We start from the raw sequence: 13517 nt of genomic DNA, 5'->3' as shown, positions 1-13517 counted from the left end.
CCGGCGCCAGCCGCCGGGAATTCAAGCCTGCTATTCCTGCTCCGCGAGTTCGGTCACGACCTCGCGCGGCCAGGCCCGCAGGGATTCCAGGTCCAGGAAGGTGAAATAGCCGGACTTCCAGCCCTCGGTGTCGATGTGATAGACGTTGCCCAATAGCAGCGGCGCCGGCACCGGCGTATGCCCCGCCACCACCGCCCGCACGCCGCGGATGCCGGTGCGGTCCATCTGCCGCAGGCGGTCGCGCGACCACTGACAGGCGGCGCTGGTGCGCCGATAGCGGTCTTGCAAGGCGGATTCCAGCCGCGGCCAGAACAGCACCGGGCAATCGGCATGCAGCAGCCCCACCGCGCCGTCCAGGGTTTCGACCTCGATGGCGATGGGCAATTGCGCGAAGGCCTCGGCGAATACCTGCTGCCGATCCGATGGCAGGTCCAGGAACCAGCCGCCGCCGTAGCCGCGCCAGTTGTCCACGTCCACCTGCCCGGTGCGCACGTGGCGGATCGCGTAATCCTCGTGATTGCCCTGGACCGCGTGGAACCAGGGCCGGGCCAGCCACTCCAGCGCGGCCTCGCTTTCCGGGCCGCGGTCTACCAGGTCGCCGACGGAAAACAGGCGGTCCCGGGTGGGATCGAAGCCCAGCTGGTCCAGGCTTTGCTGCAGGCGGGAAAAATGCCCATGCAGGTCGCCCACCGCGAAATCGCGGCCTAGCTCGTTGCGCGGGACTTTGAGAAAACGCTGCTCCATGATGATCCGGGGCTACCACTGGGTTGATGCTTGATCCCTCTTTTTAACCCGCTTTCAAGCCCACCCGGCTGCTCCCCCTTGCCAGGCCATGGTCAAAATTTGGTTACGAGAATCGATATTATTCGCGATAATATCCAGCTTTCTCCAACCCGCGCCTGCAAGGGCCCGCCCCCCATGACCGCCGCGTCCACCATCAAAACCTGGTACCTGGTCCATAAGTGGACCAGCCTGGTCTGCACGATCTTCCTGCTCATCATCTGTCTTACCGGTTTGCCTCTGGTGTTCCACCACGAGATCGAACACTGGCTCGACGATGGCAAGCCGCTGTCCGACGTGCCGGCCTCGACCCCTCGCGCCAACCTGGACCAGTTGGTCGACAGCGCCCGCGCCATGTATCCGGGCGAAGTCGTCGACTACCTGTTCTTCGATCCCGACGAGCCGCAAGTCTATGTGGGCATGGCAAAAACGCCCGGAGACGGCCAGGTGTCCGGCCACGCCGTGCGCATGGACGCGCGCACCGGCGACGTGCTGCTGGACGGCCCGCTCTACACGCAGGACAAGTTTTCCTTCATGGGCATCATGCTGGCCCTGCACGTGGACCTGTTCGCGGGGCTGCCCGGCGAGCTGTTCCTGGGCTTCATGGGGCTGCTGTTCTGCGTGGCCATCGTGTCCGGCGTGGTGCTCTACGGCCCCTTCATGAAGAAGCTGGAATTCGGCACCGTGCGCGCCACCCGCTCGACCCGCCTGAAGTGGCTGGACCTGCACAATCTGCTGGGCATCGTGACGCTGGTCTGGGCCTTCGTGGTGGGCATCACGGGCGTGATCAATGAACTATCCACGCCGCTGTTCCGCCTGTGGCAATCGACCGAACTGGTACGCATCCTGGAACCCTACAAGGGCCAGACCGTACCCACCGAACTGGCCTCGGCCCACGCCGCCGCCGATACGGCCCGCAAGGCCCTGCCCGGCAACGAAGTGTCCTTCATCGCCTTTCCCGGCAACGCCTTCGGCAGTCCCCACCACTACATCACCTGGATGCGCGGCGACACGCCGCTCACTTCCAAGCTGAACACGCCCGTGCTGGTGGACGGCAAGACCGGCGAGCTGACCACCGTGGCAAAAATGCCCTGGTATCTGACGGCGCTGGAAGTCTCGCGCCCGCTGCACTTCGGCGACTATGGCGGCCTGCCCTTGAAGATCATCTGGGCGCTGCTGGACGTCATCACGATCGTGGTCCTGGTCAGCGGCCTCTATCTCTGGCTGGCCCGCCGCCGCGCCACCGAGGCGCGCATCGCCGAACTCGTACGCAAGCACCAGGCCGCCGCCATCCCGAAAAGGACTCCCGCATGAGCAAGACTGCCCGTGGTTTCATGTTTGTCTGGGGCGCCCCGATCCTGCTGGGCGTGCTCAGCGTGTTCGGCTTGCTGGCCGCGCTGCTGGGCACGGGGGGCTGGCACTGGGCGTCCTGGACCGCCCTGGCCATCCTGCTGGCGGTGATCGCGCGCTATTGGGTGTTTCCGCTGAAGCCCTAGCGCGCGCGGCGCGCCAGGCGCCGCCCGCGCGCAACACGGCTACTTGCCAAACACTTCCGGGTCCGGCCCCAGGCGCCCGCCTTCCTTGATGCCGTCGATGGCGGCCATATCCGCCGCCGACAGCTCGAAGTCGAAGACGTCGATGTTCTCGCGAATGCGGGCCGGCGTCACCGACTTCGGAATCACGATCAGATCGTTCTGCAGGTGCCAGCGCAGCGTCACCTGGGCGGGCGATTTTCCGTGCTTCTGCGCCAGTTCCAGGATGACCTTGTCCTTGGCCACGCCGCCCTGGGCCAGGGGGCTCCATGACTCCGTCGCGATGCCATGCCTGGCGTGGAAGTCCCGCAGCGCGCGCTGGGTGAAGCCGGGGTGCAGCTCGACCTGGTTCACCGCGGGCGTCACGCCGGAGACGTCGATCAGCCGTTCCAGGTTGGCCTGGGTGAAATTGGACACGCCGATCGAACGCGCACGGCCGTCTTCCTTCATTTCGACCATGGCCTTCCAGGCATCAACGAACTTCGTGCTGCCGGCCACGGGCCAATGGATCAGGTACAGGTCCACGTAGGCCAGGCCCAGCTTTTCCAGGCTCTCGTCCATGGCTTTGTGGGCCTCGTCGTAGCCGTGCCTGTCGTTCCAGAGCTTGGTCGTGACGTACAGATCCTTGCGCGCCACGCCGGCCGCGCGCAGGCCCTCGCCCACGCCGGCCTCGTTGCCATAGATGGCCGCGGTGTCCACCGAGCGGTAGCCGGCCGCCAGCGCCTCTTTCACGCTTGCGGCCGCCTGATCGTTCGGCACCTGCCAGACGCCCAGGCCCAGCTGGGGAATCTTGCTGCCGTCGTTCAATTTCACTGCGGGTACTTTCGCCATAAGACCCTCCGTAGCTTGCGACGCGACGTCCGCGCGGCGAATATGCGCCGGGTCGCGCAACCAAGGGGCAGCCAGGCTTCATCCTTGGTTGAGACAGTAAAGAACGGGCCCGCCAGGCTGCGCCCGAGTCACCATGCCGGATTGAAAACCCCCGGGAGAGGTCTACACATCCCAGGGGCCATGAGGCCGATAATACCCCCACAGCCGCCAATTCCTTGAATGCCCCCCGCCAAAGCAGCTATTTCCGCCCCTGGCGCGGCCCCGCGGCAGAAATACCGCCCGTAGCCGATAATGCGCTTCCGACGGCCCGCCGGCCCATGCATAACCCTCCCGGCCCTGACCATGAACGCTCCTGACACGCGGCCCGAGCGCCGCGGCGGTTTCTCCACCCTGCGCACCCTCTTTCCCTATCTCTGGCCGCCTGGCGAAACCGGCCTGAAAACGCGCGTGGTCGCGGCCCTGCTATGCCTGTTCGCGGCCAAGGCGGCCACGGTCTATGTCCCCCTGCTGTACAAGCAGGCCATCGACGAATTGGGCAAGGGCGCGCCGGGCGCCGTCACGGTGCCGCTGGGCCTGATCCTGGCCTACGGCACCGCCCGGGTGCTGTCGCTGCTGTTCTCGGAGCTGCGCGACGCCATCTTCGCCCGGGTCGGGCAGCACGCCATCCGCGCCGTCGGCCTGCAGGTCTTTCGCCACCTGCACGCGTTGTCGCTGCGCTTTCACCTGACGCGCCAGACCGGCGGCCTGAACCGCGCCATCGAACGCGGCACCAAGGGCATCCAGACCCTGCTGTCGTTCCTGCTCTTCAGCATCCTGCCGACCTTCTTCGAAATCGGGCTGGTCTGTATCGTGCTGTGGAAGATGTTCGACATCTGGCTGGCGCTGGCCACCGGCGCCACCGTCACGCTGTACATGGCGTACACGCTGCTGGTCACGGAATGGCGCGCCAAGTTCCGGCGCCAGATGAACGAAACCGACTCCGAAGCCAACACCAAGGCCATCGAAAGCCTGCTGAACTACGAGACGGTCAAGTACTTCGGCAACGAAGAGCACGAAGCCCGCCGCTACGACGCCTCGCTGACCCGCTACGAGCGCGCCGCCGTGCGCAGCCAGGTCAGCCTGTCCGTCCTCAACGTCGGGCAGGCCGCCATCATCTCGGTGGGCCTGACCCTGGTCATGTGGATGGCCGCCACCGGCATCGCCGACGGCCGCTACACGCTGGGCGATTTCGTCCTGGTCAACACCTACCTGCTGCAGCTGTACCAGCCGCTGAGCTTCTTCGGCTTCGTTTACCGCGAGATCAAGCAGGCCATCATCGACATGGAGCGCATGTTCGAACTGCTGGGACAGGACCGCGAAGTGGCCGACCGGCCCGATGCCCAGCCCTTGCGCGTGGCGGGCGGCGAGGTGGAATTCCGCGACGTGCATTTCGGCTACGACACGCGCCGGCCCATTTTGAAGGGTGTCAGCTTCACCATCCCGGCCGGCAGGACCGTGGCCGTGGTCGGCACCTCAGGCGCCGGAAAATCGACCATCGCGCGCCTGCTGTTCCGCTTCTACGACGCCGACGGCGGCGCCATCCTCATCGACGGCCAGGACGTGCGCGAGGTGACGCAGGCCAGCCTGCGGGCCGCGATCGGCGTCGTGCCGCAGGACACCGTGCTGTTCAACGACACCATCCTCTACAACATCGGCTACGGCCGCCCCGGCTCCACCGAGGGCGAGATCCAGGCGGCGGCGCGCCTGGCCCATATCCACGACTTGATCATGGCCATGCCGGACGGCTACCAGACCATGGTGGGCGAACGCGGGCTGAAGCTGTCCGGCGGCGAAAAGCAGCGCGTGGCGATCGCCCGCACCATCCTCAAGAATCCGGCCATCTTCCTGTTCGACGAGGCCACCAGCGCGCTGGACACCCACACCGAACGTGAAATCCAGGCCAATCTGCGCGAAGTCAGCCAGGGCCGCAGCACCCTCATCATCGCCCACCGCCTGTCCACGGTGGCGGACGCCGATGAGATCATCGTGCTGGGCGAGGGTCGCATCATCGAACGCGGCCGCCATCCGCAACTGCTGGCGCACGGCGGCGTCTACGCTGGCATGTGGGCGCGCCAGCAGGAAAGCGCCCAGGCCGGCGCGCCGGATTGACAAGCCCGGCCCCCTGTCCGAACATCGCACCCTTTTGCATTCCAGGCTACCCATGCAGGATCCGAACCCCGCCCCCGCCGTCCGCGTCTGTGCCTCCTCCGATCTCGCCAACGGCGGCCTGGGCGTGAAAATCCCCGTGTCCGATGCGGCGGGCCGGACCACCGCCTTCTTCGTACGCTACCAGGACCGCGTGCACGGTTATCTGAACCGCTGCGCCCACGTGGGCGTGGAACTGGATTGGGAAGGCAGTTTCTTCACCCGCGCCGGCGACCTGATCATGTGCGCGCGCCACGGCGCCACCTACCAGCCGGACACCGGCCTGTGCGTGGGCGGGCCCTGTAAAAATGGCCGCTTGACCGTGCTGGCGGTCGAGGAACGCGACGGCGCGGTCTATTGGCAGCCGGCCGGCAAGATCCGACCGCAGGAAGACGCGACCGACGACTAGCCCCGGATGCCCAGCCATCCATTCATCCCCACATAGACGCCCACGGCGATGATCAGCAGGCTGGAGAGATACGGAGCCCGCTGAGCGACCGCGCTAAACCACGGAGCCCGCTTGTTGACTTGGCGTACGCTTAGCGCCGCCACGGCGCCGACCGTCACCAGCGTAATGGCCAGTCCGATCGAGAAACACAGCACCAGCGCCGCTCCGAGCGTGAATTCTTTCAATTGCAGACACAGCAGCAGCACCGTAATTGCCGCAGGGCAAGGAATGAGCCCGCCGGTCAGGCCAAACAGGGCAATTTGCCAGTTGGTTACGTTCCGGTTGGTGAAGCGCCGCCGGATGTCATTGGCGTGCGCAAGCTGGTGGGGGTCCTGATGCCCTACGCCCGCGACGTCCAGTCCTCGCTGCTCTTCATGCCGATGATCATGCTGGTGTTGCTCTGGCTCCGTGAACGCGACGTCATGGCGGTGGGCATGCCCGTGGCCATTGCGATGGTCGTGGTGATGATGGTCGTGGTGATGATGCACGTGGTGGTGATGGTCGTGGCCTGCGCCATGCTGATCGCGCCAGATCCGCCAGAACATCCATGCAGCGATCAGCACGATGATCACTCCGGACGCCAGCTGGAAGTATGGTTCCAGTTCCTCCGCAGCGACTCCGCGCCAGAGATACATGCCGCCCAACCCGATACCCCACACAATCAAGGTGTGCGAAATGGTCGCGGTGATTCCAAGCAGCACAGCCTGCCACACACTCCCCCTGATCGCGACGATGAACGCCGCCATCATCGTCTTGGAGTGGCCGGGCTCCAGCCCGTGTAGAGCGCCCAGCAGGATCGCGCTGGGAATAAACAGCCAGGCATGCGAAGCACCCTGGGCAATCAGATCGGAAAACGACAGCATGGATGGCGTTCTTAAAGGTACTTGGTGATTTCTTTGAATTCGTCTATCACGCGTTGTCTGTCCTGGTCCAGCTCGCCCACCGCATCCTGCAGGCAATGGTCGATATGGTCTTGAATGAGGATCTTCTTGGCCTGGGAAATGGCGCGCTCGACCGCATGCAGCTGCTGGGCCAATTCAAGGCAGGGACGATGTTCTTCCATCATTGTCAGGATGCTGCGCAAATGGCCTTCAGCTCGCTTGAGGCGCTTGGCGACGGCATCGTGATGATGATGAGGATCGGGTTTGTTCATGGAGTCATCATATCCCCCCGGGGGGGATATGATTAAGAAAACCATGTCGTCGGTCGGGGAAAGGGATATCAGTCTGTAGCGATATCTACATGATTGCAGAGATAGCGATGCTTTCATATTCTGCTCCCCATGGACACGCCACTTGCCTCTTCTTGGCTGCTGCTTATCGTCAGCCTGCCCACCGACGGCGCCACGGCGCGCATGCGCATCTGGCGCAAGCTCAAGACGTTGGGGTGCGCAGCCTTGCGCGACGGAGCCTATCTGCTGCCGGCGCACGCCGAGCAAGCGCTCCAACTGGCCGATCTGGCCGCCGAAACGAGCGAAGAAGGCGGTCAGGCTTGGCTGCTGCGGGTGCAGGCCCAGGACAACGACGAGTCCGCCTCGTTCCGGGCCCTGTTCGACCGTTCGGCCGACTATGACGCCTGGCTGGCGGAACTGGCCCAGGCGCGCCAGACGCTCGCTGAGTTGAAGGCGACGGAGCTCAACCGCCTGTTGCGCCGCTACGAACGTAGCTACCAGGCGTTGCGCCGCATAGATTTCTTCCCGGCTGAAACGTCGCTCCGCGCGCAAGCGCAGCAACGCGATTTCGCCAATGCCATCGAATCCCTGCTGTCGCCCGGCGAACCCCACGCATCGGTGGGCGGCATAGCCCGCCGCGATCCCATGAACCATCGGGGACGCGTCTGGGCGACCCGACGCCATATCTGGGTTGATCGCGTTGCCTGTGCGTGGCTGATCCAGCGCTTCATTGACCCGTCCGCGCGCTTTCTATGGCTGGATACCCCGGCCGACTGCCCGGCCGACGCCCTGGGATTCGATTTCGACGGCGCCACTTTCACGCACGTCGGCGATCGGGTGTCGTTCGAGGTCCTGCTTGCCAGTTTCGGCCTGGAGGAGAATCGCGGCCTCGCGCTGTTGGGAACGCTGGTACATGCGCTCGACGTGGGCGGTGCCGCGGTGCCGGAAGCCGCAGGCTTTGAAGCCATCCTGGCCGGCGCTCGCAAACGCCTGCCCGACGACGATGCCTTGCTGCTCGAAGCCGGCACCGTACTGGATTCCCTGTACACCCATTTCTCCGGTGGGCGTAAGACCTGACTGGCCTCGGTTCAAGAGCGCAACCATGAATCCGTCCCAAGAATCTGCCCGCGCCAGTGCGGCAACGCTTGCCGCCCAACCCGCCTATACCCTCTGGCAACTGATCCGGTATTTCATCCGACTGGGGACCCTGGGCTTTGGCGGGCCGGTTGCCTTGGCCGGTTACATGCGCCGCGATCTGGTGGAGGGCAGAGGCTGGATCACCGACGGCGACTACAAGGAAGGTTTGGCGCTCGCCCAGCTCGCGCCAGGTCCTCTGGCCGCGCAGCTCGCCATTTACCTCGGCTACGTGCACTACCGCATTCTTGGCGCCACGCTGGTGGGGATCGCCTTCGTCCTGCCGTCGTTCTTCATGGTCGTTGCCCTGGGGTGGGCATATCTGCGTTTTGGCGGCCTGGCCTGGATGCAAGCCGTGTTCTACGGCGTGAGCGCTGCGGTCATCGGCATCATTGCCATCAGCGGCTACAAGCTCACTACCAGGAGCGTGGGCAAGGATAAGCTGTTGTGGTCCATCTACCTGGCGCTGGCCGCCGTCACTGTCATCACCGAATCCGAAACAGCCTGGCTGTTTCTGGCGGCCGGTCTGCTGGTCTGGTTTTGGCGCGCGCCGCCCAGGTGGGTAAAGTCCGGTCATCTGTCGGCGGTGGCCGCGGTATCCGTGCCAGCGGGGGCTACGCTGAGCACGCTGGACTGGCCGTTGCTCTGGCAGATCGGGTTGTTCTTCGCCAAGGCGGGAGCTTTCGTGTTCGGCTCCGGGCTGGCCATCGTGCCGTTTCTCTACGGCAGCGTGGTTACCGACTTCCACTGGCTCAATGACAAGCAGTTCGTCGATGCAGTGGCGGTAGCCATGATCACGCCGGGACCCGTTGTCATCACGGTCGGCTTCATCGGCTACCTGGTCGCGGGCTTGCCCGGAGCCTGTGTGGCGGCCTTGGCTACCTTTCTGCCTTGTTATCTGTTCACCATCATCCCGGCGCCCTACTTCAAGAAGTACGGAAAACTGCCCGGCATTCTCGCCTTCGTCGATGGCGTGACGGCCGCTGCGATCGGCGCCATCGTAGGCGCAGTCATCGTTATCGCCCGGCGCACGATCGTCGATGTGCCGACATTGCTGTTGGCAGTGGCTGCAGTGCTGTTGCTGCTGTGCTTCAAAAAACTGTCCGAGCCGATGATTGTTGCTGGCGCGGCGATGATCGGCTTGGCGGTTTATCCGCTGCTGCACTAAGTGCTTTTCCAGGAGTTCATCATGCAATGGATCACTCGTGAACGGCCCAAGATCGACCGCATCGCCTGCCCATGGCTAATCGCCCGATTCATCGACGAAACGCCAGAATTTCTCTACGTGCCCGCCGGGGATGTTCTACGCCTCGCCAAGGAAACCGCCGCCATTCCCTACGACATTCCTGGCGTGGAACTTTCGCACGTTGGAGAGCTGTGCAGCTTTGACGCTTTCCTCGATAAGTATGGGCTGGCGGACAACCCGGCGCTGCAGCAAATGGCCACCATCGTTCGCGGCGCCGACACCTCGCGCCTGGACCTGACCCCGCAGTCAGGCGGACTGTACGCACTGTCGCTGGGCCTGTCGCACTTGTACGCCAACGACCACGTCATGCTTGGCCATGGCATGGTCATGTACGACGCTCTTTATGCCTGGTGCCAGTCGTGCCAAGGTGAAACGCACCGCTGGCCACCGGTCATGCCGATGGCTTAAGGGGCGACCCCAGCTGAATCACTGCATCTTTGCGGAGACCCTCATGCAAGGCATATCCGTTCCAAGTATCTGCTGGGTGGAATAGCGGCCCGGCGCTCGGTCCGGCAGAGTGTGGAACCCATCACGGAGTAGCTTTTGAAGCAGCACGCCTCGGCCGGACTTTCTCGCGCTCAAGCTTGCGCCGCCACCGCTTCGGCCGGGGCCTGCCGTTCCGCGTAGCGGCGCGCCAGCACCGCGCACACCATCAGCTGCATCTGGTGGAAGATCATCAGCGGCAGCACCACCACGCCCATCTGCGAGGTGCCGAACAGCACCGTGGCCAGTGGAATCCCCGATGCCAGCGACTTCTTCGAGCCGCAGAAGACCAGCGTGATCTCGTTTTCCTTCGACAGCCCCAGCTTGCGGCTGCCCCAGGTCGTGAGCAGCAGCACCGTGCCCAGCAGCAAGGCGTTCACCAGCACCATGGAAGCCAGGTCTATCGCCGGGAACGCGTGCCAGATGCCCTGCGCCACCGCCTCGCTGAACGCGGTGTAGACGGCCAGCAGGATGGAGCTGCGGTCCACTTTGGACAGCGTGCGGTTGTTGCGCTGGGCCCAGGCGCCGATCCAGGGGCGCAGCAGGCTGCCCACCGCGAACGGCAGCAGCAGCTGCAACAGGATGCGGCCGGCGTCGGCCAGCCCGTGGCCGCCGCCCTGGCGGTGCAGCAGCACGGCCACCAGCAGCGGCGTCAGCACGGTGCCCAGCAGGTTCGACGCCGTGGCCGCGCAGATCGCGCCCGGGACATTGCCGCGCGCCATGGAGGTGAAGGCAATCGACGACTGCACGGTGGAAGACAGGGTGCAGACGAACAGCACGCCCAGCCACAGCGACGGCGTCAGCAGGTTGGGAAACAGCGCCCGCAGCCCCAGGCCCAGCGCCGGAAAGAGCAGGAAGGTGCAGGCCAGGATCAGCGCATGCAGGCGCACGTCCTTCACGCCCGCAACGATGGCATCGGTGGACAGGCGAGCGCCGTGCAGGAAGAACAGCAGCGAAATGGCGATGTTGCTGGCCACGGTCATGAACGCCGCGCCCTGGCCCACGGCCGGGAAAAAGCTGGCGAAGACCACCGTGGCGATCAGGATGAGCGTGAATTGGTCGGGCAGGAAGCGGCGCATGGCAAAGGTTTCCGTAGGGATTGCGGAAACTATAGGCACGGCGCTTGCCATCGTGAAGCCCACTGGGTACTTTAACTGTCATCGGACTTTTCTATTACCAGGCCGCCATGCTCAATCCCCTCTGGCTCAAGACCTTCACTGCCGCCGCCGCCGCGCCCAGCTTCACCGAAACCGCCCGGCGGCTGGGCCTGACCCAGCCCACGGTCAGCGAGCACATCCGCCAGCTGGAACAGGCCCTGAACCGCCGCCTGTTCCAGCGCGACACGCATTCGCTCGCGCTTACCAGCGACGGCCGCAGCCTGCTGGTGCATGCGCAGATCATCCTGGACGCGCACGAGCGGGCCGAGCGCCTGTTCGACGCGCCGCGCCTGCGCGGACGGGTCCGGCTGGGCACCTCGGACGACCTGGCGATGGGCCCCCTGCCCGACGTGCTGGCCGCGTTCCGGCTGGCCCACCCCGAGGTGGAACTGGACCTGACCATCGGCGTCACCAGCGAGCTCTACAAGCTGCTGGACGACAACGGCCTGGACGTGATGATAGGCAAGCGCCGCAAGGGCGACCGCCGCGGCCAGACCCTGCACAAGGAAGCCCTGCTGTGGCAGGCCAAGGAGGGCCTGCGGGTGGCGCCCGGCGAACCGCTGCCGCTGATCCTGCTGCGCGAACCCAGCGTGACGCGCGCGCTGGCGCTGGACGCCCTGGCGCGCGCCGGACGCAGCTGGCAGATCGTGTGCACCAGCACCAGCTACGCGGGCTGCCAGGCGGCCGCGCGCGCCGGCCTGGGCATCACGGTGCAGCCGTCGCACCTGTCCACCTTGGGCCTTGCCGCGCCGGCCGGCGCCGCGCAGCTGCCCGCGCTGCCGCAGGTGGAGTTCATCGTGATCTCGGCACCCGCGCCTAATAAACCTACGCGGGCGCTGACCGAAATTTTGATGCGCAGCACGCTGACCTGAGGCTTTCTTTCTTACTGCGCCGCAGAGCGGGTGTGCTCCACTCGGCCTTCCAGCGGCTGCGACTGCTTGAGCAGGTTCAGGATCGGGCACCATTGCTCCACGGCCTCATGCACGGCGCGCACCGCGCTCTCGTCAGCCGGCGACACGATGTGTGCGGTATAGCGAATGTTGTGCGGAAAGAGTGGCACCTGCTCATAGCCCGGCTTGCCGCCGCGCGGGTCCAGGTCGCCTTCGATCTCCACCTGCAACGATTCCAGCGGCAATTCGAGTTCGGCCGCCTTGATCAGGAAGATATGCGTCAGGCAGCTGCCCAGCGATCCCAGCAACAGCTCGGGCGAACTCGGCCCCAAGTCGTAGCCCGCGAAATCAGCAGGACTGTCGCTGACCACCTGGTGATCGCGGAAGCGCCTGCGCGCGGCCCTACTGCGCATGCACCAGGTGTCCTTTGAACTGAAGCGGCCTGCGGGCCTCATGGGTGGAATCTACGACGACCTGCTGGCCGGCCCGGCCGTGGAGCCCTGTGTGCTGGAGAAAGACCAGATGACCATGGAGCTACTGGAATCCCCGCGCAAGCTGCGCAAGGGGATGGCGCCGCGCTAGGCCAGGTAGTCCCGCCACACTATTGCAAGCGCCACAGCCCATGCGCAATACTGACCTTCCCGTGATCTTCTTTTGGAGGGTATAGCAATGCAACGCGACGACATCCGAAAGTTGGGCGCCCAAGCTGCCCGTGAAGGGCTGAGCTTATTCGATTGCCCCTACTATTGTGCCTCGGCCATGCCGGGCCACACGGGCGAGGCCATACGGGATTGGCGTGAAAAAGTCGACGCATGGGAAGCAGGTTGGGTAGCCGAAACGGAGTCGAGAAAACCAAGGGCTAGCGCGAGGCCCCCGCCCCGCTCAATTGAGCGACGCCCCACCTAAAATACTCTTTAGCGCCCCAGCAATGGGGCGTTTTCAATGCTTGCCCGGAGAACGAGTACGTCGAAAAGCACTCATCCCAGCTGAGCTGTTCAGCCGAACGCCGGATGTTCCTCAGAGGCTCAAGGTGTTAAATAAGACGCCAACGGACCAATGCCCCGCCAGGTCACGACCGTTCGACCTCGGGCGCAATCATCTGAAGAGGGAGAACATGGCGGTGGGCACTCGATTGTCCGATGTGATCGTAAAGCTGCCCGATCGTTCCATCTGCCGGGTGGAGCGTAGGCTAGTCACCAAACGCGGTCCAACCGGACTCCCCGTCCGCGAGTACATTTGCTCATTGCCGACAGGCGAACCCGTCGTTTGGCTGTCATGCGGGAAATACCGCATGCCAGACGGCGCCGTAGCCGTCGCTGTAGCGCATAAGCGCCCCGTCTCATGAGAACGCGGAGCCATCCCGCCGCAGCGAGACCATATAGCACCTTCAGAGGGGGCTGCGACGGTAGTCCTCAGCGCGTGCCAACGTGCGGTAGAAGGCCGCGCCAACGTTTAATAAGCGCTCGATCTCTTCCCGTTCCAACTTGTCCCGCACATTCCAGAGGCAGGACGCGTAATCGGCCAGAATGTCTGCCCAGTCCCCAAACTCATTCAACTTTGCAGACCTGGTAAGTATTTGAGCCAAATAATCTTCCTGTTCCATTGCTTTCGCCTCGGCAGTAGCGACCCCGCGCCGCTCAGTGTGTAGGTCATGCAGCACG

At 64.6% G+C, this 13517-nt stretch carries 17 protein-coding genes; 10 read left to right on the top strand and 7 right to left on the bottom strand.

What is annotated here, in order from left to right:
* Positions 1 to 30: 30 nt before the first annotated feature.
* Complete coding sequence (locus tag AC3WOB_RS14695) at positions 31 to 744, bottom strand: metallophosphoesterase (protein WP_332014163.1); 714 nt, start codon at positions 742 to 744, stop codon at positions 31 to 33.
* A 174-nt stretch (positions 745 to 918) separates the two neighbouring features.
* Here AC3WOB_RS14695 and AC3WOB_RS14690 point away from each other — a divergent pair, with 174 nt between their 5' ends.
* Both AC3WOB_RS14690 and AC3WOB_RS14685 read left to right on the top strand, forming a co-directional pair.
* Positions 919 to 2094, top strand: a complete 1176-nt coding sequence (locus AC3WOB_RS14690; RefSeq protein ID WP_454694119.1) for a PepSY-associated TM helix domain-containing protein — start codon at positions 919 to 921, stop codon at positions 2092 to 2094.
* Complete coding sequence (locus AC3WOB_RS14685) at positions 2091 to 2276, top strand: hypothetical protein (RefSeq protein WP_454694118.1); 186 nt, start codon at positions 2091 to 2093, stop codon at positions 2274 to 2276. The genes AC3WOB_RS14690 and AC3WOB_RS14685 overlap by 4 nt, the downstream gene beginning before the upstream one ends.
* Before the next feature lie 39 nt (positions 2277 to 2315).
* Here the strand turns inward: AC3WOB_RS14685 and AC3WOB_RS14680 are convergent, their stop codons facing one another.
* Positions 2316 to 3143 carry an aldo/keto reductase gene (locus AC3WOB_RS14680; RefSeq protein ID WP_492275426.1) on the bottom strand — a complete coding sequence of 276 codons (828 nt, stop codon included), beginning with the start codon at positions 3141 to 3143 and terminating at the stop codon, positions 2316 to 2318.
* A gap of 342 nt (positions 3144 to 3485) precedes the next feature.
* On the opposite strand from AC3WOB_RS14680, the gene AC3WOB_RS14675 reads away from it, so the two are divergent.
* Positions 3486 to 5291: an ABCB family ABC transporter ATP-binding protein/permease gene (locus AC3WOB_RS14675; RefSeq protein ID WP_332014159.1), complete on the top strand. Its 1806-nt coding sequence runs from the start codon at positions 3486 to 3488 to the stop codon at positions 5289 to 5291.
* Positions 5292 to 5343: 52 nt separating this feature from the next.
* On the top strand, positions 5344 to 5736 hold the full coding sequence (locus tag AC3WOB_RS14670; RefSeq protein ID WP_492275425.1) for a Rieske (2Fe-2S) protein: 393 nt from the start codon (positions 5344 to 5346) through the stop codon (positions 5734 to 5736).
* Here the strand turns inward: AC3WOB_RS14670 and AC3WOB_RS14665 are convergent.
* Together AC3WOB_RS14665 and AC3WOB_RS14660 are read right to left on the bottom strand one after the other, a co-directional pair.
* Positions 5733 to 6638 carry a nickel/cobalt efflux transporter gene (locus AC3WOB_RS14665; protein WP_492275424.1) on the bottom strand — a complete coding sequence of 302 codons (906 nt, stop codon included), beginning with the start codon at positions 6636 to 6638 and terminating at the stop codon, positions 5733 to 5735. The two genes, AC3WOB_RS14670 and AC3WOB_RS14665, sit on opposite strands and share 4 nt — an antisense overlap.
* 11 nt (positions 6639 to 6649) lie before the next feature.
* Positions 6650 to 6928, bottom strand: coding sequence for a metal-sensing transcriptional repressor (locus AC3WOB_RS14660; RefSeq protein WP_332014156.1), 279 nt, complete (start codon positions 6926 to 6928; stop codon positions 6650 to 6652).
* Between the two features lie 129 nt (positions 6929 to 7057).
* Between AC3WOB_RS14660 and AC3WOB_RS14655 the strand changes: the two genes are divergently transcribed.
* From AC3WOB_RS14655 to AC3WOB_RS14645, 3 genes are read left to right on the top strand one after another with little or no spacing between them, the layout of a single operon-like run.
* A complete protein-coding gene (locus AC3WOB_RS14655; RefSeq protein WP_492275423.1) occupies positions 7058 to 8023 on the top strand; it encodes a chromate resistance protein ChrB domain-containing protein in 966 nt (321 codons plus the stop codon).
* 25 nt (positions 8024 to 8048) lie between these two features.
* On the top strand, positions 8049 to 9248 hold the full coding sequence (locus AC3WOB_RS14650) for a chromate transporter (protein WP_492275422.1): 1200 nt from the start codon (positions 8049 to 8051) through the stop codon (positions 9246 to 9248).
* Positions 9249 to 9269: 21 nt separating this feature from the next.
* A complete protein-coding gene (locus AC3WOB_RS14645) occupies positions 9270 to 9734 on the top strand; it encodes a chromate resistance protein ChrB domain-containing protein (RefSeq protein WP_332014153.1) in 465 nt (154 codons plus the stop codon).
* 170 nt (positions 9735 to 9904) lie between these two features.
* On the opposite strand, the gene AC3WOB_RS14640 is transcribed toward AC3WOB_RS14645, so the two are convergent.
* Positions 9905 to 10888 (bottom strand): bile acid:sodium symporter family protein, encoded by a 984-nt coding sequence (locus tag AC3WOB_RS14640; protein WP_492275421.1) that lies wholly within the window; start codon positions 10886 to 10888, stop codon positions 9905 to 9907.
* Between the two features lie 107 nt (positions 10889 to 10995).
* On the opposite strand from AC3WOB_RS14640, the gene AC3WOB_RS14635 reads away from it, so the two are divergent.
* Positions 10996 to 11838 (top strand): LysR family transcriptional regulator, encoded by an 843-nt coding sequence (locus tag AC3WOB_RS14635; protein ID WP_492275420.1) that lies wholly within the window; start codon positions 10996 to 10998, stop codon positions 11836 to 11838.
* Positions 11839 to 11849: 11 nt separating this feature from the next.
* Here the strand turns inward: AC3WOB_RS14635 and AC3WOB_RS14630 are convergent, their stop codons facing one another.
* Positions 11850 to 12269: an OsmC family protein gene (locus AC3WOB_RS14630; protein ID WP_492275419.1), complete on the bottom strand. Its 420-nt coding sequence runs from the start codon at positions 12267 to 12269 to the stop codon at positions 11850 to 11852.
* Positions 12270 to 12309: 40 nt separating this feature from the next.
* Here AC3WOB_RS14630 and AC3WOB_RS14625 point away from each other — a divergent pair, with 40 nt between their 5' ends.
* Both AC3WOB_RS14625 and AC3WOB_RS14620 read left to right on the top strand, forming a co-directional pair.
* Complete coding sequence (locus AC3WOB_RS14625; protein WP_492275418.1) at positions 12310 to 12438, top strand: hypothetical protein; 129 nt, start codon at positions 12310 to 12312, stop codon at positions 12436 to 12438.
* An 87-nt stretch (positions 12439 to 12525) separates the two neighbouring features.
* Complete coding sequence (locus AC3WOB_RS14620) at positions 12526 to 12762, top strand: CrpP-related protein (RefSeq protein WP_332011147.1); 237 nt, start codon at positions 12526 to 12528, stop codon at positions 12760 to 12762.
* 481 nt (positions 12763 to 13243) lie between these two features.
* On the opposite strand, the gene AC3WOB_RS14615 is transcribed toward AC3WOB_RS14620, so the two are convergent.
* Positions 13244 to 13459 (bottom strand): DNA-3-methyladenine glycosylase, encoded by a 216-nt coding sequence (locus tag AC3WOB_RS14615; protein ID WP_332011149.1) that lies wholly within the window; start codon positions 13457 to 13459, stop codon positions 13244 to 13246.
* Between the last annotated feature and the right edge of the window lie 58 nt (positions 13460 to 13517).

This window comes from Achromobacter sp. FW305-C-30-7 (assembly GCF_058783105.1).
The sequence above is the reverse complement of the archived record's forward strand: the minus strand, read 5'-3'. Positions and strand labels throughout refer to the sequence as shown.

Coding starts and splice junctions, on each gene's coding strand:
- AC3WOB_RS14695 (WP_332014163.1), bottom strand. CDS start 744: ATGGAGCAGCGTTTTCTCAAAGTCCCGCGCAACGAGCTAGGCCGCGAT.
- AC3WOB_RS14690 (WP_454694119.1), top strand. CDS start 919: ATGACCGCCGCGTCCACCATCAAAACCTGGTACCTGGTCCATAAGTGG.
- AC3WOB_RS14685 (WP_454694118.1), top strand. CDS start 2,091: ATGAGCAAGACTGCCCGTGGTTTCATGTTTGTCTGGGGCGCCCCGATC.
- AC3WOB_RS14680 (WP_492275426.1), bottom strand. CDS start 3,143: ATGGCGAAAGTACCCGCAGTGAAATTGAACGACGGCAGCAAGATTCCC.
- AC3WOB_RS14675 (WP_332014159.1), top strand. CDS start 3,486: ATGAACGCTCCTGACACGCGGCCCGAGCGCCGCGGCGGTTTCTCCACC.
- AC3WOB_RS14670 (WP_492275425.1), top strand. CDS start 5,344: ATGCAGGATCCGAACCCCGCCCCCGCCGTCCGCGTCTGTGCCTCCTCC.
- AC3WOB_RS14665 (WP_492275424.1), bottom strand. CDS start 6,638: ATGCTGTCGTTTTCCGATCTGATTGCCCAGGGTGCTTCGCATGCCTGG.
- AC3WOB_RS14660 (WP_332014156.1), bottom strand. CDS start 6,928: ATGAACAAACCCGATCCTCATCATCATCACGATGCCGTCGCCAAGCGC.
- AC3WOB_RS14655 (WP_492275423.1), top strand. CDS start 7,058: ATGGACACGCCACTTGCCTCTTCTTGGCTGCTGCTTATCGTCAGCCTG.
- AC3WOB_RS14650 (WP_492275422.1), top strand. CDS start 8,049: ATGAATCCGTCCCAAGAATCTGCCCGCGCCAGTGCGGCAACGCTTGCC.
- AC3WOB_RS14645 (WP_332014153.1), top strand. CDS start 9,270: ATGCAATGGATCACTCGTGAACGGCCCAAGATCGACCGCATCGCCTGC.
- AC3WOB_RS14640 (WP_492275421.1), bottom strand. CDS start 10,888: ATGCGCCGCTTCCTGCCCGACCAATTCACGCTCATCCTGATCGCCACG.
- AC3WOB_RS14635 (WP_492275420.1), top strand. CDS start 10,996: ATGCTCAATCCCCTCTGGCTCAAGACCTTCACTGCCGCCGCCGCCGCG.
- AC3WOB_RS14630 (WP_492275419.1), bottom strand. CDS start 12,269: ATGCGCAGTAGGGCCGCGCGCAGGCGCTTCCGCGATCACCAGGTGGTC.
- AC3WOB_RS14625 (WP_492275418.1), top strand. CDS start 12,310: ATGGGTGGAATCTACGACGACCTGCTGGCCGGCCCGGCCGTGGAGCCC.
- AC3WOB_RS14620 (WP_332011147.1), top strand. CDS start 12,526: ATGCAACGCGACGACATCCGAAAGTTGGGCGCCCAAGCTGCCCGTGAA.
- AC3WOB_RS14615 (WP_332011149.1), bottom strand. CDS start 13,459: ATGGAACAGGAAGATTATTTGGCTCAAATACTTACCAGGTCTGCAAAG.